This is a genomic window from Pseudomonas sp. CG7, from assembly GCF_023701885.1.
In the GTDB taxonomy this organism is placed as follows: domain Bacteria; phylum Pseudomonadota; class Gammaproteobacteria; order Pseudomonadales; family Pseudomonadaceae; genus Aquipseudomonas; species Aquipseudomonas zanjanensis.
Genome location: NZ_JABAEE010000089.1, coordinates 1 through 24,904 on the forward strand (window position 1 = coordinate 1; position 24,904 = coordinate 24,904).

General features: G+C 62.3%; 20 protein-coding genes. 12 read left to right on the forward strand and 8 right to left on the reverse strand.

The window, feature by feature from the left end:
• Positions 1 to 432: 432 nt before the first annotated feature.
• The 3 genes from HGO40_RS26045 to HGO40_RS26055 form a co-directional block, all read right to left on the reverse strand.
• On the reverse strand, positions 433 to 1,110 hold the full coding sequence (locus HGO40_RS26045; RefSeq protein WP_186705779.1) for a Crp/Fnr family transcriptional regulator: 678 nt from the start codon (positions 1,108 to 1,110) through the stop codon (positions 433 to 435).
• Between the two features lie 271 nt (positions 1,111 to 1,381).
• Positions 1,382 to 2,029, reverse strand: coding sequence for a two-component system response regulator NarL (gene narL, locus HGO40_RS26050; protein ID WP_250965380.1), 648 nt, complete (start codon positions 2,027 to 2,029; stop codon positions 1,382 to 1,384).
• A complete protein-coding gene (locus HGO40_RS26055; RefSeq protein WP_250965381.1) occupies positions 2,026 to 3,825 on the reverse strand; it encodes a HAMP domain-containing protein in 1,800 nt (599 codons plus the stop codon). Before HGO40_RS26055 ends, narL begins: the two co-directional genes overlap by 4 nt.
• A gap of 308 nt (positions 3,826 to 4,133) precedes the next feature.
• On the opposite strand from HGO40_RS26055, the gene HGO40_RS26060 reads away from it, so the two are divergent.
• The 11 genes from HGO40_RS26060 to HGO40_RS26110 all read left to right on the forward strand — a co-directional run bounded on the left by HGO40_RS26060 (position 4,134) and on the right by HGO40_RS26110 (position 18,929).
• Entirely contained in the window at positions 4,134 to 5,435 is a 1,302-nt protein-coding gene (locus HGO40_RS26060; protein ID WP_250965382.1) for an MFS transporter, read from the forward strand.
• Positions 5,413 to 6,819, forward strand: coding sequence for a NarK family nitrate/nitrite MFS transporter (locus HGO40_RS26065; protein WP_250965383.1), 1,407 nt, complete (start codon positions 5,413 to 5,415; stop codon positions 6,817 to 6,819). The genes HGO40_RS26060 and HGO40_RS26065 overlap by 23 nt, the downstream gene beginning before the upstream one ends.
• Before the next feature lie 65 nt (positions 6,820 to 6,884).
• The gene (locus HGO40_RS26070; RefSeq protein ID WP_250965384.1) at positions 6,885 to 10,658 is read left to right on the forward strand and encodes a nitrate reductase subunit alpha; all 3,774 of its coding nucleotides are present in this window, start codon (positions 6,885 to 6,887) and stop codon (positions 10,656 to 10,658) included.
• Between the two features lies 1 nt (position 10,659).
• Positions 10,660 to 12,198: a nitrate reductase subunit beta gene (gene narH / locus HGO40_RS26075; RefSeq protein ID WP_250965385.1), complete on the forward strand. Its 1,539-nt coding sequence runs from the start codon at positions 10,660 to 10,662 to the stop codon at positions 12,196 to 12,198.
• 2 nt (positions 12,199 to 12,200) lie between these two features.
• A complete protein-coding gene (gene narJ / locus HGO40_RS26080; protein ID WP_186705786.1) occupies positions 12,201 to 12,956 on the forward strand; it encodes a nitrate reductase molybdenum cofactor assembly chaperone in 756 nt (251 codons plus the stop codon).
• On the forward strand, positions 12,949 to 13,629 hold the full coding sequence (gene narI, locus HGO40_RS26085) for a respiratory nitrate reductase subunit gamma (RefSeq protein ID WP_186705787.1): 681 nt from the start codon (positions 12,949 to 12,951) through the stop codon (positions 13,627 to 13,629). The genes narJ and narI overlap by 8 nt, the downstream gene beginning before the upstream one ends.
• Before the next feature lie 10 nt (positions 13,630 to 13,639).
• Entirely contained in the window at positions 13,640 to 14,593 is a 954-nt protein-coding gene (locus HGO40_RS26090) for a peptidylprolyl isomerase (protein ID WP_250965386.1), read from the forward strand.
• A 25-nt stretch (positions 14,594 to 14,618) separates the two neighbouring features.
• The gene (moaA, locus tag HGO40_RS26095) at positions 14,619 to 15,611 is read left to right on the forward strand and encodes a GTP 3',8-cyclase MoaA (protein WP_250965387.1); all 993 of its coding nucleotides are present in this window, start codon (positions 14,619 to 14,621) and stop codon (positions 15,609 to 15,611) included.
• Between the two features lie 417 nt (positions 15,612 to 16,028).
• Positions 16,029 to 18,044: a ribonucleoside triphosphate reductase gene (locus tag HGO40_RS26100; RefSeq protein WP_250965388.1), complete on the forward strand. Its 2,016-nt coding sequence runs from the start codon at positions 16,029 to 16,031 to the stop codon at positions 18,042 to 18,044.
• 31 nt (positions 18,045 to 18,075) lie between these two features.
• Positions 18,076 to 18,237, forward strand: a complete 162-nt coding sequence (gene nrdD / locus HGO40_RS26105) for an anaerobic ribonucleoside-triphosphate reductase (RefSeq protein ID WP_030137643.1) — start codon at positions 18,076 to 18,078, stop codon at positions 18,235 to 18,237.
• Positions 18,234 to 18,929 carry an anaerobic ribonucleoside-triphosphate reductase activating protein gene (locus tag HGO40_RS26110; RefSeq protein WP_250965389.1) on the forward strand — a complete coding sequence of 232 codons (696 nt, stop codon included), beginning with the start codon at positions 18,234 to 18,236 and terminating at the stop codon, positions 18,927 to 18,929. The genes nrdD and HGO40_RS26110 overlap by 4 nt, the downstream gene beginning before the upstream one ends.
• 249 nt (positions 18,930 to 19,178) lie before the next feature.
• Here HGO40_RS26110 and HGO40_RS26115 read toward each other — a convergent pair whose 3' ends face one another.
• Genes HGO40_RS26115 through HGO40_RS26130 form a run of 4 tightly spaced genes read right to left on the reverse strand, consistent with a single transcriptional unit; the run spans position 19,179 to position 22,288 of the window.
• Entirely contained in the window at positions 19,179 to 20,546 is a 1,368-nt protein-coding gene (locus HGO40_RS26115) for a 4Fe-4S binding protein (protein WP_250965390.1), read from the reverse strand.
• A complete protein-coding gene (locus HGO40_RS26120) occupies positions 20,534 to 21,388 on the reverse strand; it encodes an FTR1 family iron permease (protein WP_250965391.1) in 855 nt (284 codons plus the stop codon). Before HGO40_RS26120 ends, HGO40_RS26115 begins: the two co-directional genes overlap by 13 nt.
• Positions 21,389 to 21,410: 22 nt before the next feature.
• Positions 21,411 to 21,755, reverse strand: coding sequence for a cupredoxin domain-containing protein (locus HGO40_RS26125; RefSeq protein ID WP_250965392.1), 345 nt, complete (start codon positions 21,753 to 21,755; stop codon positions 21,411 to 21,413).
• Between the two features lie 2 nt (positions 21,756 to 21,757).
• Positions 21,758 to 22,288, reverse strand: coding sequence for an iron transporter (locus HGO40_RS26130; protein WP_186705794.1), 531 nt, complete (start codon positions 22,286 to 22,288; stop codon positions 21,758 to 21,760).
• Between the two features lie 204 nt (positions 22,289 to 22,492).
• Between HGO40_RS26130 and HGO40_RS26135 the strand changes: the two genes are divergently transcribed.
• Positions 22,493 to 22,720, forward strand: coding sequence for a DUF3079 domain-containing protein (locus HGO40_RS26135; RefSeq protein ID WP_186705795.1), 228 nt, complete (start codon positions 22,493 to 22,495; stop codon positions 22,718 to 22,720).
• Positions 22,721 to 22,879: 159 nt separating this feature from the next.
• Here HGO40_RS26135 and HGO40_RS26140 read toward each other — a convergent pair whose 3' ends face one another.
• Entirely contained in the window at positions 22,880 to 24,619 is a 1,740-nt protein-coding gene (locus HGO40_RS26140; RefSeq protein WP_250965393.1) for a dipeptidase, read from the reverse strand.
• Positions 24,620 to 24,904: the final 285 nt, after the last annotated feature.

Consider the following 24,904-nt stretch of genomic DNA (forward strand, 5'->3'; position numbering starts at 1 on the left):
GAGCACAAAATTTATATCCAACACAGAACCCCTGTGGGAGCGAGCTCGCGAAGAGGCCGGCACATCTAACCTCTTCACTGACTGAACCACCGCTATCGCGAGCAAGCTCGCTCCCACATTCGGTCTTCAGTGGCCCCAGAATTTATATCCAACACAGAACCCCTGTGGGAGCGAGCTTGCTCGCGAAGGGGCCGGCACATCCAACATCTTCATTGACTGAACCACCGCTATCGCGAGCAAGCTCGCTCCCACATTCGGTCTTCAGTGAGCACAAAATTTATATCCAACACAGAACCCCTGTGGGAGCGAGCTCGCGAAGAGGCCGGCACATCTAACCTCTTCATTGACTGAACCACCGCTATCGCGAGCAAGCTTTGCTCCCACAGATGTTGATGGGTGTACGACCGGAAGAAACGGATATACACACCGAGCTTACTGCTGATAAGCCTCCAAATCACCTTCGGACAAGATACGAATCTGCCGCCGCTCCATGGCAATCAACCCCCCATCCACCAACCGATGAAGAATCCGCGAAAACGTCTCCGGCTGGATCCCCAGCTTCGAAGCCACCAGCCGCTTGGACACTTGCAACACCACCTGGCCATCCCTTGGATCCCGCTCCTGCAACAGGAAATTGATCACCCGCCGACTGGCACTGGCCAAGGTCAGGTTATCGATATCCTTGAGCCGCTGATGCAAATGAATACTCATGCTCGCCAGGATCGCCAGGCAGACCTTGGGCTGGTCCTCCAGGGCCTTGCGATAATGCGTGCCCTCGATACTCACCAGCACGCTGTCCTTGATCGCTGACGCACTGACCGGATAGCAACGGGCCTGGCTGAACAGCAGGGCCTCGGCGAAGGTCTGCCCGGGCTGGATGATCTCCACCAGGTTTTCCTGGCCCTCGCCGGTGACCCGGAACAGCTTGATCTGGCCACTGACCAGCAAGAAAAATCGTTTGGCCGGATCGCCCTGGTGCATGAGTGTGCTGTTGCAGGCCAGGCGCTTGAGCACGGCCAGGTTGCAGACGTCCTCGAATACCCGCTCCGGCAATTGGCTGAACAGGTGATGACGACGCAACAGTAAAACGATGGAAGGGTGGGTCAGCATGGCGTACCTCCGCGTGCCGTCATGGTAGAGCCCAACTCGCAGTCGGCCTATGCCTCGGCAGGCCTACCTCGGAAGAGGGATGGGATTTGATTGCTGGCGCAAATCCCGTGGCGAGGGAGCTTGCTCCCGCTGGGTTGCGTAGCAACCCCAAAAAGACTGAATGCGATCGACCTGATCCACCTCAGCGGCTGAACCAGGGGCAGCTGCGCAGCCCAGCGGGAGCAAGCTCCCTCGCCACGGGTTGGGTGTTAATTCATGGGTTCCAGGGGGCTCAGCCGGCCCCGCGCAAATGCTCCCTCGCCCACACCGCCGCTTCCCCCCGCGAACGCAAGCCGAGCTTGTGCAGCAGGTTCTTCACATGGACCTTGACCGTGCCTTCGGTGATGCCCAGCTTGTGGCCGATGACCTTGTTGCTGTAGCCGCCGGCGATGGTCTTGAGGACCTGGCGTTCGCGTTCGGTCAGTTCCACGTCGGCCTGGCGCGGTGGCGAGCGCAGGGCCTGGGCCATGACGCGGGTCAGGCCGGGACTGATCACCAGGGCGCCGTTGAGGGCGTCGCGGATGTACTGGATCAGCAACTCCGGTTCCATGTCCTTGAGCAAGTAGCCGTTGGCGTCCAGGCGCAGGGCATCGCGGATGTCGTCCTCGGCATCGGACACGGTGAACAGCAGCACCTTGCCGGTGTAGTGCATGGCGCGCAGGCGGCGCAGGGTCTCGATGGCGTTCATCTGCGGCATGTTGTTGTCCAGCAGCACCAGGTCGGGCTGGAGCGGTTCGATCAGGCTCAGGGCTTCTTCGCCGTGGCTGGCTTCGCCGACGATGTGCAAATCGTCTTCGAGCTCAAGCATCTGGCGGATCCCGCGACGCATCATCGGGTGATCGTCGACCAGGAGCAGGGGGTGGCGCAGGGGGGCGTTCATGTCGCGAGGCCTTCGGTGGGGTGGCCCAGGAATTCCGGTTGGAAATGCACCTGGATACGGGTGCCCTGGGGTGTACGTGAATGAATCTGCAGTTGGCCGTGCAGGCTGCGGGCCCGTTCGTTCATGATGTTCAGGCCATGGTGCTCGCGTTGGTCGACCTCGCCACTGAAACCACGGCCATCGTCTTCGATCGACAACCGCACGGTCTCGCCTTCCTGGCGCAGTTCGAGCCAGGCGTTTTCGGCATGGGCATGGCGCAGGCAGTTGGACAGGGCCTCGCGGGTGATCTGCAGGATGTGGATCTGTTCGCTGGCCGACAGCTCGAAGGCCAGGGTGTCGATGAACAGGTGCACCTGGAAATCCCCGCGGTTGGAGAATTCCTCGGCGGTGTCCTTGAGTTCCTGGACCAGGCCGTCATCACGGATCTGCAGGCGGAAGGTGGTGAGCAGCTCACGTAATTGCCGATAAGCGTTGTTCAGCCCCTCGCGCAACTCGCCGGTGACAGTCTCCAGGGTCTGCACCGGTTCGCCGCGACGCATCAGGGTCTGCATGCGGCTGACTTGCAGCTTCATGTACGACAAGGCCTGGGCCAGGGAGTCGTGCAGCTCCCGGGCGATGATCGTGCGCTCGTCGAGCAGCAGCAGGCGATGGTCCTGTTCGCGCTGGCGCTTGAGGGACAGCGAGGTGCCGATCAGGTTGGCCAGGGCCTGGACCAACGCGGTTTCCCAGGGTTGCGCCGCGTGGCCATCGACGAAATGCGCCTTGAGCTCACCCAGTTCGGTGCCCTGGTTGCTGATGCTGAAGGCCTGTGGGCGCGCGGCGTTGTGTTTGTGGCAACTGGCGCAATCGCTGCTGGCGCAAACCTGGCGGCTGGCGGCGCCGTGCAAGGCCAGCAGGTGCTTGGCCGGGGCCTGCAATTGCCCTTGCAGGCACAACGTCAGGCGCAGGCCGGGCAGGCGCTGCTGGAAGCGCCGGATCAACTCATCCAGGCCTTCGGCATTGGCCTGGCGCGTCGCCAGGCTGCGACTGCTCTGATAGAGCAATTCGAGGGCGGCGTTGGCCTGTTGCAGGTTCAAAGTCTTTTGTTGCACCTGGGCTTCCAGGGTGCGGTGGGACTGCTCGATGGTCTCGGCCATGGTGTTGAAACTGGTCGCCAACTGGCCCAGTTCATCCTCGGACTGATGGTTGACCCGCACCTGGAATTCGCCACGACGAAAGCGCTGGGTGGCGTCCACCAGTTCCTGCAAGGGCGTGACCACGCCGTACTGCAACTCATACAGGCCGATCAGCAGGATGATCATGGTGCTGAACAGTGCGATGCCCTGGATCGCCTGCTGCCAGCCTTGTTTGTGTTCGCTCTGGCGTTGCAGCAGGGTGACGAACTGGTCCAGCTGCTCAACGAAAGCGCTGGCGCTGCTTTGGAAAAACGCTGAATCGCCACGTTCGATGGCCGGACGCAAGGTCTGGTTCCAACGCTGCATGAGGTCGCGATAGCTCTTGTGCAGGGAGGTTTCCGGCCCGTCTTCCAACACGGCGCGCAGGGCCGGGCTGTCGAGGCGTTGTTGCAGGCTGGCGATGATCGCCGGGATGTCGTCGTTGGCCCCAGCCGCCAGTTTCCAGCTCAGGTGGTAGGTTTCCATGCGCACGGAGCCGGCGGTGTTGATGGCGGCAGCGTCGCCCTGGCTGAACCAGGCGATCAAGCCGGCGCTCAGGGAACTGGCCAGGGCCAGGATGGCGATCAGGATCACCGCCAGCCCGGCGCGAGCGGGCAGGGAACTGCGCAGCCAACGCATCATTGACGCGGGCCTGCGGGGCAAAACGTTGAAGCGAGCATAGCGGGCGCCCTGGACCTGGGGGTGTAGCAGCCGATCCTGGGCGCACTACCTCTAAAGAGTTGTCGGCCGTTCCGTTTCCATAAAAGCTTCGGCCAACGTCATCAAGATATTGATAAACAAAGGGTTTCATCGATATCCAGGACTACCTCCTTGGAGGTAGACGGGCCAAGCATAGGCCTGTACCGCCCCGGGGCACGTTGACCCAGGTCAAGTTTTCGCAGGGTTCGTATCACTAGGCTGCGCTCATCGAACTGACGGAGTGCCTCGTAATGCGAGCACAAGTGCAACAAGGGCTGGTACTAGGGATGAGTACCCTGGCCTTCACAGTGTGCTTCATGGTCTGGATGATGTTTGCCGTGCTCGGCGTTCCGATCAAGGAATTGCTGGCCCTCAACGAAACCCAATTTGGCCTGTTGGCTGCCACGCCGGTACTCACCGGTTCTCTGGTACGTTTGCCCCTGGGGCTTCTGACCGACCGCTTTGGCGGACGGATCGTGTTCTTCCTGCTGATGCTCGCCTGTGTGTTGCCGCTGTACCTGATCACCCTCGCCACGGCCTATTGGCAGTTCCTGGTGCTGGGCCTGTTCGTCGGCCTGGCCGGCGGCTCGTTCTCGGTGGGCATCGCCTACGTCGCCATATGGTGCGACAAACAGAACCAGGGGTTCGCCATGGGCGTGTTCGGCGCGGGCATCGCCGGTGCGGCGGTGACCAAGTTTCTCGCCCCAGCCCTGATCGCGTTCGGCACCTGGCACTTGGTGCCGAAGGTGTTCAGCGCGATCCTGTTCATCACGGCATTACTGTTCTGGTTTCTCACCGCCGAGAAAAAAGAACACCGCAGTGCCGGCGGCGCCACGCTGCGTGAGCAACTCAAGTCACTGAAAGATCCTGCGGTGTGGCGCTACTGCCAGTACTACTCGATCGTGTTCGGCGGCTACGTGGCCTTGGCGTTGTGGATGACCAAGTACTACGTGCAGGAATACGGCTTCAGCCTGCAAAGCGCGGCGCTGCTGGCGGCGTGGTTCTCCCTGCCCGGTGGCGTGCTGCGGGCCGTCGGCGGCGGGATGTCCGCCCGTTGGGGCGCCCAGAGCGTGACCTGGGGGGTGCTGTGGGTGAGTTGGATCTGCCTGTTCCTGCTGTCCTATCCGCAAACCCAGCTGCAAGTGCAGACCGTCAACGGCATCGTTGATTTTCACATCGGCCTCAATGCCACGCTGGTCACCGTGCTGCTGTTCGTGATGGGCATCGCCTTCGCGTTCGGCAAGGCCTCGGTCTTCAAGTACATCGCCAACGACTACCCGCAGAACATGGGCGCGGTGTCCGGCATCGTCGGCCTGGCCGGCGGCCTGGGTGGTTTCGTGCTGCCGATCATGTTTGGCGCCCTGGTGGACCTCACCGGTGTGCGCTCGTCCTGCTTCATGTTGCTGTACGGCGTGGTCTGGGTCTCGTTGATCTGGATGTACCTGAGCGAAGTGCGCAAGCGCCCGCTGCTGGGTAAACAACCCCCGGCCAGCCAATCCCCGTTTTCCAGCATTGCCCAAGGAGAAGAACATGTCCGTTCTGCAAACGCCTGAAAAGGGCCCGGTCATTCATGACTGGCGCCCGGAAGACCCGGCCTTCTGGGGCCGCAGCGGCAAACAGACCGCCCGGCGCAACCTGTGGATCTCCATTCCTGCGCTGCTGTTGGCCTTCGCCGTGTGGATGGTCTGGAGCACGGTGATCGTGCGCCTGAACGCCATCGGCTTCAGCTTCAGCACCGACCAGCTGTTCTGGCTGGCGGCGCTGCCGGGGCTGTCTGGCGCGACCTTGCGCATCTTCTACTCGTTCATGGTGCCGATCTTCGGTGGCCGTCGCTGGACCGCGCTGAGCACCGCGTCGTTGCTGATACCGGCCTTGTGGATGGGCTTCGCCGTGCAGGATTCGGCCACGCCTTATAGCGTGTTCGTGCTGATCGCGTTGCTCTGCGGTTTTGGTGGCGGCAACTTCGCCTCGAGCATGTCCAACATCAGCTTCTTCTACCCGAAATCCCAACAGGGCACCGCCCTGGGCCTGAACGCCGGGCTGGGTAACCTGGGTGTGTCGGTGATGCAGTTCAGCGTGCCGCTGGTGATTTCCTTCGGTGTGTTCGGCTTCATGGGCGGCCAACCCCAAGTGCTGGCCGATGGCAGCTCGCTGTGGTTGCAGAACGCCGGTTTCATCTGGGTGCCGTTCATCCTCGCTGTGACCCTGATTGCCTGGTTCGGCATGAACGACCTGTCCAGCGCCCGGGCTTCGTTCAGCGACCAGGCGGTGATCTTCAAGCGCAAGCACAACTGGCTGATGTGCTGGCTGTACTTGGCGACCTTCGGCTCCTTCATCGGTTTCTCCGCCGCGTTCCCGCTGCTGATCAAGACCTCATTCCCGGAAGTCATCGCCCTGAAATTCGCCTTCCTTGGCCCGCTGGTAGGCGCCTTGGTACGGCCGCTGGGCGGCTGGCTGGCGGACAAGCTCGGCGGTGCGAAAGTCACCCTGTGGAACTTCGTGTTGATGATCGTGATGGTGTTCGGCGTCTTGCACTTTCTGCCTGAGGGCGGCGAGGGCGGCGAGGGCGGCAGCTTCTACGGCTTCCTGGGCATGTTCATGTTGCTGTTCATCACCACCGGCGTGGGCAACGGTTCGACCTTCCGCATGATCCCGGTGATCTTCCGCACCCTGCATGAGAAAGCCGCCCTGGGCAAAAAGCCCGAGCAGCGCGAGCAGGCCCTGAAGAATGCCGGCAAGGAATCGGCCGCGGTGCTGGGCTTCAGCTCGGCCATGGGCGCCTTCGGAGCCTTCTTCATCCCCAAATCCTTCGGCACTTCGATGGCCCTGACCGGCGGCCCGGAGATGGCCTTCTACATGTTCGTCGGCTTCTACCTGAGCTGCATCGTGGTGACCTGGTGGTGGTACGCCCGCAAAGGCGCGGCGACTCCCTGCTAAGACGAATTCAACTATTGCGTGGGCGGGGCGCAGACCCCGCGGAGCAAGCCTGAGAGGAAGACATTGTGAGTCATTTACTGGATCAACTGCGGTTCTTCAACCGCAAGCAAGGCGAGTTTTCAGACGGCCACGGCGAGACCCGCAAGGAGTCCCGCGACTGGGAAAACGTCTACCGTTCCCGCTGGCAGTACGACAAGATCGTGCGTTCCACCCATGGGGTGAACTGCACCGGTTCGTGCTCGTGGAAAATCTACGTCAAGAACGGCCTGATCACCTGGGAAACCCAGCAGACCGACTACCCGCGCACTCGCAACGACTTACCTAACCACGAGCCACGCGGTTGCCCTCGTGGCGCGAGCTACAGCTGGTACATCTACAGTGCCAATCGGCTCAAGTACCCGAAGATCCGCAAGCCATTGCTCAAGCTGTGGCGCGAAGCCCGGCAGACCTTGCCGCCGGTGGAGGCGTGGGCCAGCATCGTCGAGAACAAGGCCAAGGCCGACTCGTACAAGAGCAAGCGCGGCATGGGCGGCTTCATTCGTTCCAACTGGGAGGAAGTCAACGAGATCATTGCCGCGGCCAACGTCTACACCGTCAAGGAACACGGCCCGGACCGGGTGGTGGGCTTCTCGCCGATCCCGGCGATGTCGATGGTCAGCTACGCCGCCGGCTCGCGCTACCTGTCGCTGATCGGTGGCGTGTGCCTGAGCTTCTACGACTGGTACTGCGACTTGCCACCGGCCTCGCCGATGGTCTGGGGCGAGCAGACCGACGTGCCGGAATCGGCCGACTGGTACAACTCCAACTACATCATTGCCTGGGGCTCCAACGTCCCGCAGACCCGTACCCCCGACGCGCACTTCTTCACCGAGGTGCGCTACAAGGGCACCAAGACCGTGGCGATCACCCCGGACTATTCGGAAGTCGCCAAGCTCACCGACCTGTGGCTCAACCCCAAGCAGGGCACCGACGCCGCGCTGGCCCAGGCCTTTAACCATGTGATCTTCAAAGAATTCCACCTGGACAAGCCGAGCGCCTATTTCACCGAATACGCCAAGCGCTACACCGACCTGCCGGTGCTGGTGATGCTCAAGCCGATGCTCGGCGCAGCGCCGGGCGCCGGTTACCAGCCGGACCGTTTCCTGCGGGCCAGCGACCTGACCGACAACCTCGGCCAGGACAACAACCCGGAATGGAAAACCATCGCCCTGGATGCCGCCGGCGAACTGGTGTCGCCACAAGGCTCCATCGGTTATCGCTGGGGTGAGAAGGGCAAGTGGAACATCCTGCCCCGTGAAGGCGGTGAGGGACGTGAGATCGACCTCAAGCTGAGCTTGATCGGCGGCGATGTCGCCGAGGTGGCGTTCCCGTACTTCGCTGGCGAAGCCCAGGAGTACTTCCAGCACGTGGCCGGCGACGCGGTGCAGTTCCGGCGGGTGCCGGTGCACAGCGTGGTGCTGGCCGATGGCAGCGTGGCGAAAGTCGCCACGGTGTTCGACCTGTCGGCGGCCAACCTGGCGATCGACCGTGGCCTGGGCGGCGCCAACGTTGCCAAGGACTATGACGACGCCTCGGTGCCCGGCACCCCGGCCTGGCAGGAGCAGATCACCGGTGTGAGCCGCGAGAAGGCGATCCAGATCGCCCGTGAGTTCGCCGATAACGCCGACAAGACCCGTGGACGCTCGATGATCATCGTCGGGGCGGCGATGAACCACTGGTACCACATGGACATGAACTACCGCGGGCTGCTTAACATGCTCATGCTCTGCGGTTGCGTCGGCCAGACCGGCGGCGGCTGGGCCCACTACGTTGGCCAGGAAAAACTCCGTCCGCAATGCGGCTGGCTGCCCCTGGCCTTTGGCCTGGACTGGAACCGTCCGCCACGGCAGATGAACGGCACCAGCTTCTTCTACGGCCACAGTTCGCAATGGCGCCACGAGAAGATGAGCATGCACGATGTGCTCTCGCCCTTGGCGGACAAGTCGCAGTTCCCCGAGCATGCCCTGGACTACAACATCCGCGCCGAACGCGCCGGTTGGTTGCCCAGCGCGCCACAGCTCAACACCAACCCGCTGCACATCTGCCGTGATGCCGCGGCGGCGGGCCTTGATCCGAAGGACTACGTGGTCAAGTCGCTGCAGGACGGTTCACTGCGTTTTGCCTGCGAGCAACCGGACAGCCCGGTGAACTTCCCGCGCAACATGTTCATCTGGCGTTCCAACCTGCTCGGGTCTTCGGGCAAGGGCCACGAGTACATGCTCAAGTACCTGCTCGGTACCAAGAACGGCGTGATGAACGAAGACATCGGCCATAGCACCGAGTGCAAGCCCACCGAAGCCGAATGGGTCGACGAGGGCGCCATTGGCAAGCTCGACCTGGTGACCACCCTGGACTTCCGCATGTCCTCGACCTGCGTGTATTCCGACATCGTCTTGCCGACCGCCACCTGGTACGAAAAAGACGACATGAACACCTCGGACATGCACCCGTTCATCCATCCGCTGTCCGCAGCCATCGATCCGGCCTGGGAATCACGTTCGGACTGGGAAATCTACAAAGGCATCGCCAAGGCGTTCTCGGCCATGTCGGTCGGTCACCTCGGCGTCGAGAAAGACCTGGTCACCGTACCGTTGATGCACGACAGCGTCGGCGAACTGGCCCAGCCGTTTGGCGGCACCGACTGGAAGAGCGCCGGCGTGGCCCCGCAACCGGGCAAGAATGCGCCAAACCTGCACGTGGTCGAGCGCGACTACCCGAACATCTACAAGCAGTTCACCTCCCTGGGCCCGATGCTGGAAAAACTCGGCAACGGCGGCAAGGGCATCAACTGGAACACCGACACCGAAGTGAAATTCCTCGGTGAGTTGAACCACAAGGAAGTCGACGCCGGCATCAGCCAAGGCCGGCCAAAAATCGACAGCGCCATCGACGCCGCCGAAGTGATCCTGTCCCTGGCCCCGGAAACCAACGGCCATGTCGCGGTGAAAGCCTGGGCGGCGCTGTCGGAATTCACCGGCATCGACCACAGCCACCTGGCGGTGTCGAAGGAGCACGAGGCGATTCGCTTCCGTGACATCCAGGCCCAGCCGCGCAAGATCATTTCCAGCCCGACCTGGTCCGGCCTGGAAGACGATCACGTGAGCTACAACGCCGGCTACACCAACGTCCATGAGTCGATCCCATGGCGCACCATCACCGGCCGCCAGCAGTTCTACCAGGATCACCCGTGGATGCAGGCGTTCGGCGAGCAACTGATGAGTTATCGGCCGCCGGTCAACACCCGCACCATCGAAGGCGTGAAGGGCAAGCGCAGCAACGGCGAGACCGAGATCGTCCTGAACTGGATCACCCCGCACCAGAAATGGGGCATCCACAGCACCTACAGCGACAACCTGCTGATGCTCACCTTGAGCCGTGGCGGACCGATTGTCTGGCTCTCGGAGATCGACGCCAAGCGCGCCGGGATCGAGGACAACGACGGGATCGAATGCTTCACCGCCAACGGCGCGCTGACCGCCCGGGCGGTGGTCAGCCAACGGGTCAAGGAAGGGATGGTGATGATGTATCACGCCCAGGAACGGATCGTGAACGTGCCGGGTTCGGAAACCACCAAGACCCGTGGCGGCCACCACAACTCGGTGACCCGCGTGGTGCTCAAGCCCACCCACATGATCGGCGGCTACGCCCAACAGGCCTACGGCTTCAACTATTACGGCACGGTCGGTTGCAACCGCGACGAATTCGTCGTGGTGCGCAAGATGGTCAAGGTCGATTGGCTCGACGGTTCCAGTGGCGATGATTTGCCGCGTCCACTGCCGACTGATATCGAGGAGAACTGAGATGAAGATTCGCTCACAAATCGGCATGGTCCTGAACCTGGACAAATGCATCGGCTGCCACACTTGCTCGATTACCTGCAAGAACGTCTGGACCAGCCGTGAAGGCATGGAATACGCCTGGTTCAACAACGTCGAATCCAAGCCGGGCATCGGCTATCCCAAGGAATGGGAGAACCAGGACAAGTGGAAGGGTGGCTGGGTGCGCAACGCCGACGGCTCGATCAACCCGCGCATCGGCGGCAAGTTCCGCGTGCTGGCGAACATCTTCGCCAACCCGGACCTGCCGAGCCTGGACGATTACTACGAGCCGTTCGACTTCGACTACCAGCACCTGCACACCGCACCGCTGGGCGAGCACCAACCCACCGCGCGCCCACGCTCGGTGGTGTCGGGCAAGCGCATGGAAAAGATCGAATGGGGCCCGAACTGGGAGGAAATCCTCGGCACCGAGTTCGCCAAGCGGCGCAAGGACAAGAACTTCGACAAGATCCAGGCGGACAGCTACGGCGAGTACGAAAACACCTTCATGATGTACCTGCCGCGCCTGTGCGAGCACTGCCTGAACCCGGCGTGCGCGGCATCGTGCCCGAGCGGTGCGATCTACAAGCGCGAGGAGGACGGCATCGTCCTCATCGACCAGGAGAAGTGCCGCGGCTGGCGCATGTGCATCAGCGGCTGCCCGTACAAGAAGATCTACTTCAACTGGAAGAGCGGCAAGTCGGAAAAATGCATCTTCTGCTACCCGCGCATCGAAGCCGGAATGCCGACCGTTTGCGCCGAAACCTGCGTCGGTCGGATCCGTTACCTCGGTGTGCTGCTGTATGACGCCGACCGCATCAGCGAAGTGGCGAGCACTGCCAACGAGCAGGACCTGTACGAGAAGCAACTGGAGATCTTCCTCGACCCGAACGACCCGGCGGTGATTCGCCAGGCCCTGGCCGATGGCGTGCCGCAGTCGGTGATCGATTCGGCCCAACGTTCGCCGGTCTACAAAATGGCCGTGGACTGGAAACTCGCACTGCCGCTGCACCCGGAATACCGCACCTTGCCGATGGTCTGGTACGTGCCGCCACTGTCGCCGATCCAGAACGCGGCCGCCGCCGGCACCGTGGGCATGAACGGGGTGATCCCGGACGTCGACAGCCTGCGGATCCCGCTGCGCTACCTGGCCAACATGCTCACCGCTGGCGACGAGAAACCGGTCAAGCATGCGCTGAAACGCTTGCTGGCGATGCGCGCCTACAAACGGGCCGAGCAGGTCGACGGCGTGCAGGACCTGCAAGTGCTGGCTGACGTCGGCCTGCGCGTGAACCAGGTGGAAGAGATGTACCGCTACCTGGCCATCGCCAACTACGAAGACCGTTTCGTGGTGCCGAGTGCCCACCGCGAAGACGCCCTGAGCGACGCGTTCGCCGAGCGCTCCGGTTGTGGTTTCAGCTTTGGCAGCGGTTGCAGCGGCAGCTCCGACACCAACATGTTCGGTGGCAAGAAAGCCAACCGCCGCGACGTGATCAAGACCGTACAGTTGTGGGAGGAGTGAGCATGCGCATTCTCAAGGTGATTTCGTTGCTGCTCGATTACCCGACCGAGACCCTGGTGGCCGGTCGCGACGAGCTGGAGCAGGCGATCGTGCAGGCGCGGGAAATCAGTCCCGCCCAGCGTGCCGGGTTGTTCGAGTTGCTGGAGCTGGTCTGCGGCCAGGACCTGATGGACGGCCAGGAGCACTACGGTGCGCTGTTCGGCCGCGGTCGTTCACTGTCGCTGCTGCTGTTCGAACACGTCCATGGCGAGTCCCGTGACCGGGGCCAGGCCATGGTCGACATGATGGCCCAGTACGAAGAAGCCGGGTTCGCCATCGGCGTCAAGGAACTGCCCGACTACATCCCGCTGTACCTGGAGTTTCTCTCCACCCGCGAAGACTTGGAGGCCCGCGAGGGCCTGGCCGATGTGGCGCACCTGCTGGCCTTGCTCGCGGCGCGCCTGGAGGAGCGTGAAAGCGCCTACGCCAGTTGCTTCCGGGCCTTGTTGCAGATCGCCGGGACAGAACCCCAGGCGGCGGTGGCCGAGATGCTCGAACAAGTGAAGGCCGAGCATCGGGATGACTCCCTCGAAGCCCTGGACAAGGTCTGGGAGGAAGAGGCCGTGGATTTCATGAAGGCCGAGCAGCAGGACCGTTGCAGTTCGATGCCAAGCGCGCCGGGCAAGGCGCGGGACGAAAGTGCAGTGCCGCTGCACTGGGTGGATTTTCAGCATGAAGGGCGGGCCGCAGCGCCCGCCGGGGAGGTGGGCAATGTCTAAATGGGATCTGTTGTTGTTCGGGGTCTACCCCTATGTCGCTTTGGCGATTTGCCTGCTCGGCAGTTGGGCACGCTTTGATCTGTCCCAGTACACCTGGAAGGCCGGTTCGAGCCAGATGCTGAACAAGCGCGGCATGCGCGTGGCCAGCAACCTGTTTCACATCGGTGTGCTGTTCGTGCTGGCCGGGCATTTCGTCGGCCTGCTGACACCTTCGGCGGTCTATCACCACTTCCTGAGCACCGAGAACAAGCAATTGCTGGCGATGGTTTCCGGCGGTTTCTTCGGTGTGCTCGGCCTGATCGGTTTGCTGATGCTGCTCAACCGGCGCCTGACCGACCCTCGGGTGCGCGCCACCTCCAATGTGTCGGACATCTTGGTGCTGGTGGTACTGCTGGTGCAGCTGGTGTTGGGGCTGATGACCATCGTCGCATCCACCGCCCATATGGACGGCTCGGTGATGGTGATGCTGGCCGACTGGGCCCAGAACACCGTGCTGTTGCGCCCGGTTGAAGCCGCGACCTCGATCGCGCCGGTGGGTCTGGTCTACAAGCTCCACGTGGTGCTGGGCCTGACCCTGTTCGTGTTGTTCCCGTTCACCCGTCTGGTCCACATCGTCAGTGCGCCGGTCTGGTACCTGGGGCGTCGTTATCAAATCGTTCGGCAGAAGTTCTGAGGAGAAGATCATGGCGAGTGGATGCGGATGTGGCGGTGGTAGCGGGGGCGGTGGTTGCGGTTCCTCGGCAAAAGTGCCGCCGGTGGTGGATGTGGAGCCGGTTGGGGCGGTGCAGTTCGAGCCGGCCCAGGTGGGGCCGGTGGCGGAGGATGAAGCGCCACAGCTGATCGCCAGCAGTGCGCAGGAGTGGCCGATCATCAGCGTCAACGGGGTGTCGATCGCCCCGCAGGCGATGGCCCAGGAACTTCAATATCACCCGGCCGAAAGCCGTGAAGAGGCGGTCTACCAGTCCGCTCGGGCGCTGGTGATTCGCGAATTGCTCCAGCAGCGCATTGCTGAACTGGGTTTGGCGTTGCAGGTCGGTGCCGGTGAGAACGATGAAGAAGCGGCGACGCGGCTGTTGCTGGAACGCGAGGTGCAGGTGCCGCAGTGCGACGAGGCCACCTGCCTGCGCTATTACGAAAGCAACCGCGCGCGTTTCCACAGCGCGCCGTTGCTGGCGGTGCGGCACATCCTGCTCGAATGCGCGCCGGACGATGCCGAGGCCCGCAGCCTGGCCCATGTCCAGGCCGAGCTGTTGCTGGAACGGTTGGACCAGTTCCCGGGCAGCTTCGCCGAGCTGGCACTGAAGTATTCGGCGTGTCCGTCCAAGGAGCAGGGCGGCTCCTTGGGGCAGATCAGCAAGGGCCAGACCGTGCCGGAGCTGGAGCGCCAGTTGTTCACCCTGCCGGCGGGCCTGGCCAGCAAACCGCTGGAAAGCCGTTATGGCTGGCATGTGGTCAGCATCGACCAGCGCATCGATGGCCAACCATTGCCGTATGAGGCGGTGGCGACGGCGATTCGTACCCAGTTGCAGCAGGGCGTTTGGCAAAAGGCGCTGGTGCAGTACCTGCAAACCCTGATCGGTGCGGCGGACATTCGCGGCATTCACCTTCAGGGCGCCGACTCGCCGCTGGTGCAGTGAGCACGGGCTCAATCGGGAGATCTACATGAACGCGGTGTTGCAGGACGGGTTTGGGCGCCAGATCGATTATTTGCGGATGTCGGTGACCGATCGTTGTGATTTTCGTTGTGTGTATTGCATGGCGAAAAACATGACCTTCCTGCCGCGTCAGCAAGTGTTGACCCTGGAGGAATTGCAGCGCCTGGCGCGGCTGTTCGTCGGCCTGGGGGTAAAGAAAATCCGCCTGACCGGTGGCGAGCCGCTGATCCGTCCGGGCATTGTCGGGCTGTGTCGCGACATCGCGGCGTTGCCCGGCCTGCGGGAACTGGTGATGACCAGCAACGGCTCGCAGCTGGGACGATTGGCCCAGCCCCTGGTGGACGCTGGGGTCAAGCGCATGAACATCAGCCTCGACAGCCTGGACGGTGAGCGCTTTCGGGCGATCACCCGTAACGGTGACCTGGACCGGGTGCTGGCCGGTATCGACGCGGCGAAGGTCGCCGGGTTCGAGCGGATCAAGCTCAACTGCGTGGTGATGAAGGGGCGCAACTTCGATGAAGTCCCGGCGTTGGTGCAGTACGCCATCGATCAACGCATCGACATCAGTTTCATCGAAGAAATGCCCTTGGGCGAGGTGGGCCGTTCCCGAGGCGAGTCGTTCTGTTCCAGCGATGAGGTGCGGGCCGAGATAGCCCGTCATCATCGTTTGCTCGACAGCGCCGAGAGCAGCGGCGGACCGGCGCGCTATGTGCGCCTGGCGCATCATCCGCAGACCCGCATCGGTTTCATTTCGCCCAACACCCATAACTTCTGCGCCAGTTGCAATCGCGTGCGCATGACCGTCGAAGGGCGCTTGCTGCTGTGCCTCGGGCAAGAGGATTCCTTGGACCTGCGGGGCTTGCTGCGGCGTTATCCGCTGGAGGATCAGCCGATCATTCAGTCGATCAAACAGGCGCTCAAGGGCAAGCCCTTGCAGCATGACTTCAGCCCTGGCGGGGAAGTACAGATCGTGCGGTTCATGAATATGAGCGGTGGTTAGCAGAAGGGGGGCTGTTATGAATAGAAATCCCACAGTTACCCCGAAACTCCTGTGGGAGCGGGCTTGCTCGCGAAGGCGGTGGGTGAGCTTGCATGGATGTTGAATGTGCTGGCCTCTTCGCGAGCAAGCCCGCTCCCACAGGGGGATTTGCAGTCACTCCGAAACCAATGTGGGAGCGCGCTTGCTCGCGATGACGGCGGTCCAGCCAACATTGATGTCAACTGATCCACCGCTATCGCGAGCAAGCTCGCTCCCACAGGAGATTTTTGGTGCCCGTAAAATGACCTTTCAAGGCTGATGGCAGTCGCTCCCGATTCTTGATGCCGATCAATTGCAACTCTGCCTTTTGTCCGTACTCTCCACCGCATATTGTGTTTATAGATCTAAAAAAACCTATATGTAGTATTTGGAGACAAAATGCAGAGCACGTTGATCTCAGTAGGCTGTAACCGCTTGCACAAGCGCGATGGCAGTGTGGTCGCCTTTGATGCGGACAAGATCCGCCAGGCATTGATCGCCGCTGGCAAGGCCACCGGCGAATACGCCGAAGCCGAGGCCGAAGGCTTGCTTGAGGCGGTATTGGCGCGGTTGGAAGGGCAGACGCGGTTAAACGTCGAGCAGATCCAGGACCGGGTCGAACGTGTGCTGATGGACGCCGGGTACTTCCTGTCCATGCGCGCCTACATCGTCTACCGCGAGCAGCATGGACGCCTGCGTCGGGATCGCCGCACGCTGGTGGAAGTCGCCACGTCGATGAACGAATACCTGGATCGCGAAGACTGGCGCGTGCAGGCCAACGCCAACCAGGGGTATTCCCTCGGCGGGCTGATTCTCAACGTTTCGGGCAAGGTCACCGCCAACTACTGGCTCGACGAAGTCTACAGCCAGGCCATAGGCGAGGCGCACCGTGAGGCTGACCTGCATATCCATGACCTGGACATGCTCGCTGGCTACTGTGCCGGCTGGTCCTTGCGCACCCTGTTGCACGAAGGCCTCAACGGCGTGCCAGGGCGGGTCGAGGCTGGGCCGCCCAAGCACTTGAGCAGTGCCCTGGGCCAGATGGTGAATTTCCTCGGCACCCTGCAAAACGAATGGGCCGGCGCCCAGGCGTTCAGCTCGTTCGACACCTACCTGGCGCCCTATGTGCGCAAGGACCAGCTCAGCTACGACGAGGTCCGCCAGTCGTTGCAGGAGTTCATCTACAACCTCAACGTACCGTCGCGCTGGGGCACGCAAACCCCGTTCACCAACCTGACATTCGACTGGGTCTGTCCCCAGGACCTGCGTGAGCAGATCCCGATCATCGGCGGCGAAGAAATGCCGTTCGCCTACGGTGACCTGCAAGCGGAAATGGAGTTGATCAACCGCGCCTACATCGAAGTGATGCAGGCCGGCGATGCGAAAGGCCGGGTCTTCACTTTCCCGATTCCGACCTACAACATCACTCACGACTTCCCGTGGGACAGCGAGAACGCCGACCGGTTGTTCGAAATGACCGCCCGCTACGGCTTGCCGTATTTCCAGAACTTCCTCAACTCGGACATGCAACCCAACCAGGTGCGCTCGATGTGCTGCCGCCTGCAACTGGACGTGCGCGAGCTGCTCAAGCGCGGTGGCGGCTTGTTCGGCTCTGCGGAGCAGACCGGCTCCCTGGGCGTGGTGACGATCAACTGCGCGCGCCTGGGCTACCTGTACAAAGGCAACACCAGTGGTTTGCTGCAACGCATCGATACCCTGATGGAACTGGCGAAAGAGAGCCTGGAGGTCAAGCGCAAGGTCATCCAGCATCCCATGGATGCTGGTTTGTATCCCTACACCAAGCGTTACCTCGGCACCTTGCGCAATCACTTTTCCACCATCGGCGTGAATGGCCTGCACGAAATGCTGCGCAATTTCACCGATGACCAGGAGGGCCTGCACACCGAACAGGGCCGGGCCTTCGCGCTGAAACTGCTGGATCACGTGCGGGCCACATTGCTGCGTTTCCAGGAGGAAACCGGTCACCTCTACAACCTCGAGGCCACGCCCGCCGAAGGCACCACGTACCGCTTCGCCAAGGAAGACCTCAAGCGTTACCCGGATATCTTGCAGGCCGGCAGCCCGGTTGCGCCGTACTACACCAACTCCTCGCAACTGCCGGTGGGCTTCACCGAGGATCCGTTCGAAGCCCTGGAGCTGCAAGACGAACTGCAATGCAAATACACCGGCGGCACCGTGTTGCACCTGTACATGGCCGAGCAGATTTCCTCCACCCAGGCCTGCAAGCAACTGGTGCGCAAGGCCCTGGGACGTTTCCGCCTGCCGTACCTGACCATCACGCCGACCTTTTCCATCTGCCCGGTGCACGGCTACCTGGCTGGCGAACACGAGTTCTGCCCGAAATGCGACGAGGCCTTGCTGCTGCAACAGCAGTTGGCAGGCAGCGTTCACTGATCCGATCCATCGACCGTTAGGAGCTTTATCCATGAGCGCAGTACAAACGATTCCACAGGCACAGCGTCAACGTTGCGAAGTCTGGACCCGAGTGATGGGTTATCACCGCCCGGTGGCGGCCTTCAACCCGGGCAAGCAGTCCGAGCACCGCGAGCGGGTGCACTTCACCGAACGCGCGGCCGGGCGTCCATGAGTCGAGTACTACGGGTCGGGGGCATGGTGCCCCTGACCACCCTCGATTACCCGGGCCAACTGGCCTGCGTGCTGTTTTGCCAGGGGTGTGCCTGGCGTTGTCGTTATTGCCATAACCCGCAACTGATCCCGCCCCGCGGTAGCGAGGAGGTGGATTGGTGCCGGGTGTTGGCGTTCCTGCAACGCCGCCAGGATCTGCTCGACGCCGTGGTGTTCAGCGGCGGCGAGCCAACTTTGCAGGACGGCCTGGGGCCGGCCATGGAAGAAGTGCGGCAGATGGGTTTTCGCATCGGCCTGCACAGCGCTGGCATCAAGCCGGCAGCCTTCGCCAAGGTGGTTGGGCAAGCCGATTGGGTGGGCTTCGACGTCAAGGCCTTGCCCGAAGATGCCCTGGACGTGACCCGGGTCGAAGGCAGCGGCGCCGCCAACTGGCGCAGTCTTGATCATTTGCTGGACAGCGGCGTGGATTATGAATGTCGCACGACCGTGCACTGGCATTTGTTCGACCCCGAACGGTTGCTGACCCTGGCCCGGCGCCTGAACGAGCGTGGCGTCAGCCGCTTTGCCGTGCAACTGGTGCGCACTGCCCGGATGCTTGATCCCCATCTTTCCAGCGTCTCGGCGCAGGCCTTGCAGCCTGAGCTGTGGGCGTCGATGCGCGAGCTGTTTCCTTCATTTGTGTTGCGCAGTTGAGTGGCGGATAGCGGTGGGTCGGCTTCCATCCGTGTTGAATCTAGCGCCCCCTTCGCGAGCAGGCTCGCTCCCACATTGGTTTCGGGGTGATTGCGAATTTTGTATTCACCACAGATCCCCTTGTGGGAGCGAGCCTGCTCGCGAAGGGGTGGCACATTCAACGTCAATGTAAGCTGACCCCCCGCCATCGCGAGCAAGCTCGCTCCCACAGGGGGGAATGGCGTTTGTGAAATCCCCGTAATCCCTCGATCACCAGCCCCAGAATTGCATCGACCAGCCATACCCCACCCAGCTGCTGGCCAGCACCAGGCAGGCCATGGCGGGCACGCGTCGGATCGGCGATGCCACGCTCGCCTGCAGGCGCTTCCAGCCCAGCCATAGGCTCCAGGCGATCCCGGCCGTTAAACGCGCGGCCCGGGCCGGCGGTACCCACTCCAGCAACAGGCCTTCATAGCGCATCAACTTGACCGTGGTCGCCGACAAACCGAGGAACAAGCCGGCACCGCCAAGGGGCGTCAGGGTGAGGGCCAGGGGCTGGTAGTTTGCCGTGTGGCCTGAGAGCCATGCGGCCAGGCGCATGAGAAACAGCAACGAAGTGCCCATCAGCAGCGCACTCAGGCCCTGGTACGCGACGATGCAAAAGCCATCGAGCCAACTGAAACTGTCATTGAGTTGCGGGTAGTGGGTCAGCAGCCACCAGGGCGCGTTGTCCTGGAGTGCCCAGAGCCAATCGTGATTCACCAGCCATTGGGCCAGGCTTTGCTTGAGGTCGATGATCCAAGGGCTGACGGTCCACTGGAACGCGCCCATGGCCAGGCCGATGACACCGAACAGCAGCAGGCGAGAATCCCAGGGCGAAAGTGTGTTGGCCGTCGCCTGGAGGATTTCCGCGTTGCTGGAGCGGGCAATCAGCCGTACCGCGCCGCGCTGGCCGCTGCAACGACCACAGGCGTGGCAATCGGCGGCGCCGCGCAGGCGACGGATGTCCAGCAGCGGTGCGCAGTTGGGGGGCGGGCGCCGGGGCGGCGGGTTGTCCAGCCAGCGTTGTTCATCCACCTGAAAGTGCACCGGCGCCAGGCGAGCGAGCAGGGCAAACACACCGCTGACCGGGCACAGGTAACGGCACCACACCCGCTTGCCCCGGGCGAACAACAGGCCGACGATCACCGCGGCGACGGTCGAGCCGCCGAGGATCAACAGCGCTGCCTGGGCATAGTCGTACACGCTGATCAACTGGCCGTAGACCGTGGTCAGGCAGAACGCCAAAGTCGGCCAGCCAGCCCAGCGCACCCCGCGCGGCACCCCGAGGCCCTTGCCGTACTGGCTGGCCCATTCGCTCAAAGCGCCTTCCGGGCACAACACGCCACACCAGAGGCGACCGAACAGCACGATCGACAGCAACACGAACGGCCACCAGATGCCCCAGAACAGGAACTGCGCCAGCAGCGTCAGGTTGTCCAACAGCCGCGCCTGATTAGTGGGCAATGGCAACATGGCCGGCACCACCAACAGCACCGCGTAGAACAGCACCACCGCCCATTGCACCGCACGAATTGCCGAGCCATGGCGACGCATGCCGTCGCCCAGGCGTTGGAGCCAGGGGTTCAGGTCGGGCATGGCAGGGTTTCCGCCTTGCGTGGTCGCAGCCAGCCGGCGACGGCGCCCCAATAGCCCAGCCACACCAGCAACGTCATCGCACTCGGACTGGCCCGATACCCGGCGAAATCCGCCAGGAACCCACCCAAACCGTGGCCGTCGTCGAGGAGCGCACTGCTGTCCCACAGCGCGTCGCCAATGCCGCGATACACCGCCTCGGGCCAATCCATCGCCAGCAATTGCCCGCCGACCCGCTCGACTGCGCTGACCAGCAGCGCCGCGCCCACCAGCAGCAGGATCGCTTCGCTGATGGCAAAAAACCGCGGCCACGAGATGAATCGGCGACTGCTGTGCAGCAGGGAGACGGTCAGCAGCGACAACACCAGCCCGGCCAGTGCGCCCACGGCGAACAAGCCCAATGGCGGCCCGTGCAGGCGCGCACCGGCGCCATACAGGAAAACCACGGTTTCACTGCCTTCGCGGCTGACGGCGAGCAAGGCCAGGACCAACAGGCCCAGGCCACCCTGGCGACCCAGGCGCTGGTCGGCGTGGCGTGTCAGGTCATGCTTGAGCGTCCGTGCGTTTCGGTGCATCCAGCCGACCATCTGCACGATCAGCAAGCTGGCGACCAAGGCCAACGCCGCCTGGAACCATTCACTGGTGGTACCGCTCATGGCCTCGCCGGCGAGCAGGATCAGGCCGGCCAGCACGCCGGAAAGCAGCAAGCCCAACGCCGCGCCGGCCCAGACATAACGTCGCAGTTGGCTGGCCTGTTGCTGCTGGCTGACCCAGGCCTGGAGAATCCCGATCACCAACAATGCTTCGACGCTTTCGCGCCAGACAATAAACATCGATTGAGTCATGCAAACGCCTCCTGCTGGCCGATTACCGGGCGAGAATCCCGCCCTCGGGCAGTTGCGGATTGAATTCGTCGAAAAACGGGTAGTGCCCAGGGCGCAGCGGATGAATGACCACGAACGTCGTAACGCCGGGCGAGAGCACTTTCTCGACGCGCAAGGGCGTGCTTTCGAACTCCGCCGGGCCCTGGCCGATATTTTTGAGCACGATCTTGAAGCGTTGCCCGGCCGGTACTTCCAGTTGCGGCGGCGTGAAATGCCCGTCGCGGATGCTCAATTCATAAGTGGGCAGTTCGGCCTGGGCGATGGATGGCAGCAGCAGACCGGCCAACGTCAGCCGGGCCAGGCAGGACGGCCAGGATCGGCGGCTCATGTTCAGTACCCGCCTTTTTTACCGATACCGGCGTAGACGAATTCGTAGTGCAGTTCGCAGCGTTCGAACCACGGCGCCACGCCGGTTTCCTTGTCGGTATGACGACCGAGGGAGGCGTGGCCGCCCGGTGGCAGGACGGTGAAGGTCAATTGATATTTGCCAGGGCCGAGCAGCTTGACGTTGTCGCCATAGTGCGGCCCGTCGTTGGCGACCATGGCGTGGAAGTCGCCCTTGAGCGCGGTGTCGTTGCCTTGTTTCTTCAGTTGGAACGACACGTTCAGATAAGGCACGAAGCTGCCTTCCTGGAAGCCTTGCTGGTTGTCCGCGGTGGCGCGGATGTCGGCTTCCAGGTGTACGTCGGATTCGGCCGTGGCGCGCATCATCCCGGCGGGAGCCATTTCGATCGGCTGCAGGTACACCGCACCGACTTCCAGCCCCGGGCACAGTTGCGGTTCGCCGATGGGGTATTCCTTGGCCTGGGCTAATGTTGGCAGCAACAGCAGGGCGAGGGACAACGGAGCAAGGGTACGCATGATGACTTCCTGGTTGGCTAAATGATGGCGCCGAGTCTAGGAAGCTTCGCTGCGAATAATAATGATTCTTGTCAATTTTCAGCGTGAATTCTTGAGCGGTGAACGTCAGTTCGTTCCCGTGCGGCTGTTCTTGATCAGGATCAAGGGCGGCAGTGGCCCGCCGGGGTAGGGTACGGGTACACCCATTGGTTATACGGGGGCCTCATGGCAAAGCCGTTTCCCATCAGTCCCAAGCATCCCGAGCGCATTTGCTGGGGGTGTGATCGTTACTGTCCGACCAGCGCGCTGGCCTGCGGCAACGGTGCCGATCGCACGATGCACCCGGCCGAAATGATCGGCGAGGACTGGTACCTGCATGGGGATTGGGGGCTGGAGTTGGTCGACGTTACCGCTAAGGTCATCGATCCAAGCGCCACTCACCTGAAGGAATAAGGTGAAGGAATAAGGGTAAACCTGTGGCGAGGGAGCATGCTCCCGCTGGACTGCGCAGCAGTCCCAAAAAACTTGCGGTCGCTGCGCAACCGAGCGGGAGCAAGCTCCCTCGCCACAATGAACACCAACAGCCTTAAGAACTGTCCCGTGCAGGGCCGATCAGAGCTTCGGCAACTGCCCGATCCGCCCCATCATCTCGGTCACGATCTGCAAGTCCAGCAGGAACTGTTCCACCGTCTTGAACTCGTTGTCGTTGTGCCCGGTGTACTTGACGTTGGGCATCGCCAGGCCGAATTGCACGCCGTTGGGCAGGTCATGGACCGAGGTGGCGCCGGCGGAAGTGCCGAACGTGTGTTCCATGCCCAGGTTCTCCGTGGCGACGGCCAGTAGCGCCTTGACCCATTCACCTTCGGGGTTTCGGTACATCGGTGCGTCGATGGTGTTGTCGAAGGCCACGGCGACCTGGGACTTCTTGGCCCAAGCGGAGAGCGTATCGTTGATTTCAGCCTTTAGCGTTTCGGTTGGCTTGCCCACCGGCACCCGCAGGTTGACCGCCAGCTTGAAGGTCTGCTCATCCATGCCGACGTAGGTCAGGGACGCGGTCAGCGGCCCCATGAACGCATCGGAGAAGCCAATCCCCAGCTTGTTGCCCAGGTAGTCCAGGCCCCAGTTGTCGGCGGCGTAGCGGGCGGCGTCGGTGATGTGGTTGTGCTTGAGGGCGACCTTGCCGTCGAGACCGTTGATGAACACCAGCATCCTGGCGACCGGGTTGACGCCTGACTCGGGCTCGGAGGAGTGGGCCGAAACGCCAGTGAAGGTCAGCTTGACCGCGTTGTCGGCCACTGCGCTTTTTACCTCAAAGTCGCCGCCATTGGCCTTGGCGAATTCGGTGCCGGCCTTGAGCAGGTTCGCTGCCAGATCTGTGGGCTTGTCGGTCACGAAGGTCGCCACCGAGGTCGACGGGATCTGGTTGGTCGCCATGCCCCCCGTCAACGCAATGATTTCGGCGCCCTTGCCCTGGGCCGCGCGGCGAGGGAAGTTGGCCATGACCGTGCCGTAGCCTTTCTCGGCGATCACCACGGGGTAGCCACCATCCAGCGCCAGGTTGTAGTTGGGCGTCGGGTTGCGTTCGAAATAATAGGGGATGGCGTCGCCGGTGGTTTCTTCGGTGGTGTCGACCAGCAGCTTGAAGTTGCGCGCCAGCGGCAGTTTTTCTTCCTTGATGATTTTCATGGCGTAGAGCGTCACGACGATACCGTTCTTGTCGTCCTCGGTACCGCGGCCATACATGCGGTCGCCCACCAGGGTGACCTTGAACGGATCGAGGCGTGTACCGTCTTTCAACACCCAGTTCTCCGGCGTGACCGGGACCACGTCGGCATGGGCGTGGATGCCAACGACTTCATCGCCGCTGCCTTCGAGGGAAATCTCATAGACGCGGTTGTCGATGTTGCGGAAGTCCAGGTTGAAGGATTCGGCGAGGCGCTTGATCTCGTCGGCGATCTTGAGGAATTCCGGGTTCTCGTGCTGGGCAACGCCGTCCTTGCGATAGGTCGGGATAGCGACCAATTCCTTCAGCGTCTCGGTGGCGGCTTCGCCGTATTTCACCCGGGCGTAAAGGCCCAGCAAGCGGTGGATGTCGTTCTGTTGTTCAGCGGACAGCGTCTTGTTGTCTTGGAAGGCGCTGATGGCCGGGCCGAGGTTGGCGGTTTTGGCCAGGTCGCTCTTGGCGACCTCTCCCAGGAACTGCCTGAAATCCTTGACCGATGTTCCGGCGAAGGTTTTGACAATGGTTGAGCCCTGTTGGGCGGTGATGTTGGCGCTGGCCGACATCGCGAATGACGACAGGCTGGACAGTATGAGGGTGGCAATGGCAAGACGCTTGAACGGGAAGTTCATGGTGGCAGGCATTCCTTTGCAGGGGAGAAGTGTCGTTTGATGAAACAATCACTTACAACCTAACACCATGAGCGCGCGGCGGGGGAGCCCTCGAACAGGATTTGTCGCCCGGAAAAGCAAAAACGACGCAGAAATGAAACATCCATTCCAAGCACCCGATACTCTGTGTGGGAGCGGGCTTGCTCGCGAAACGGGCGCGGACAGACACCGCAAGGGTTGAGGATTGAGGCGGAGACCGCCGCCGCCCCCCCCGCCCTCGGCGGAGGGGCGGGGCGGCTTTGTTGT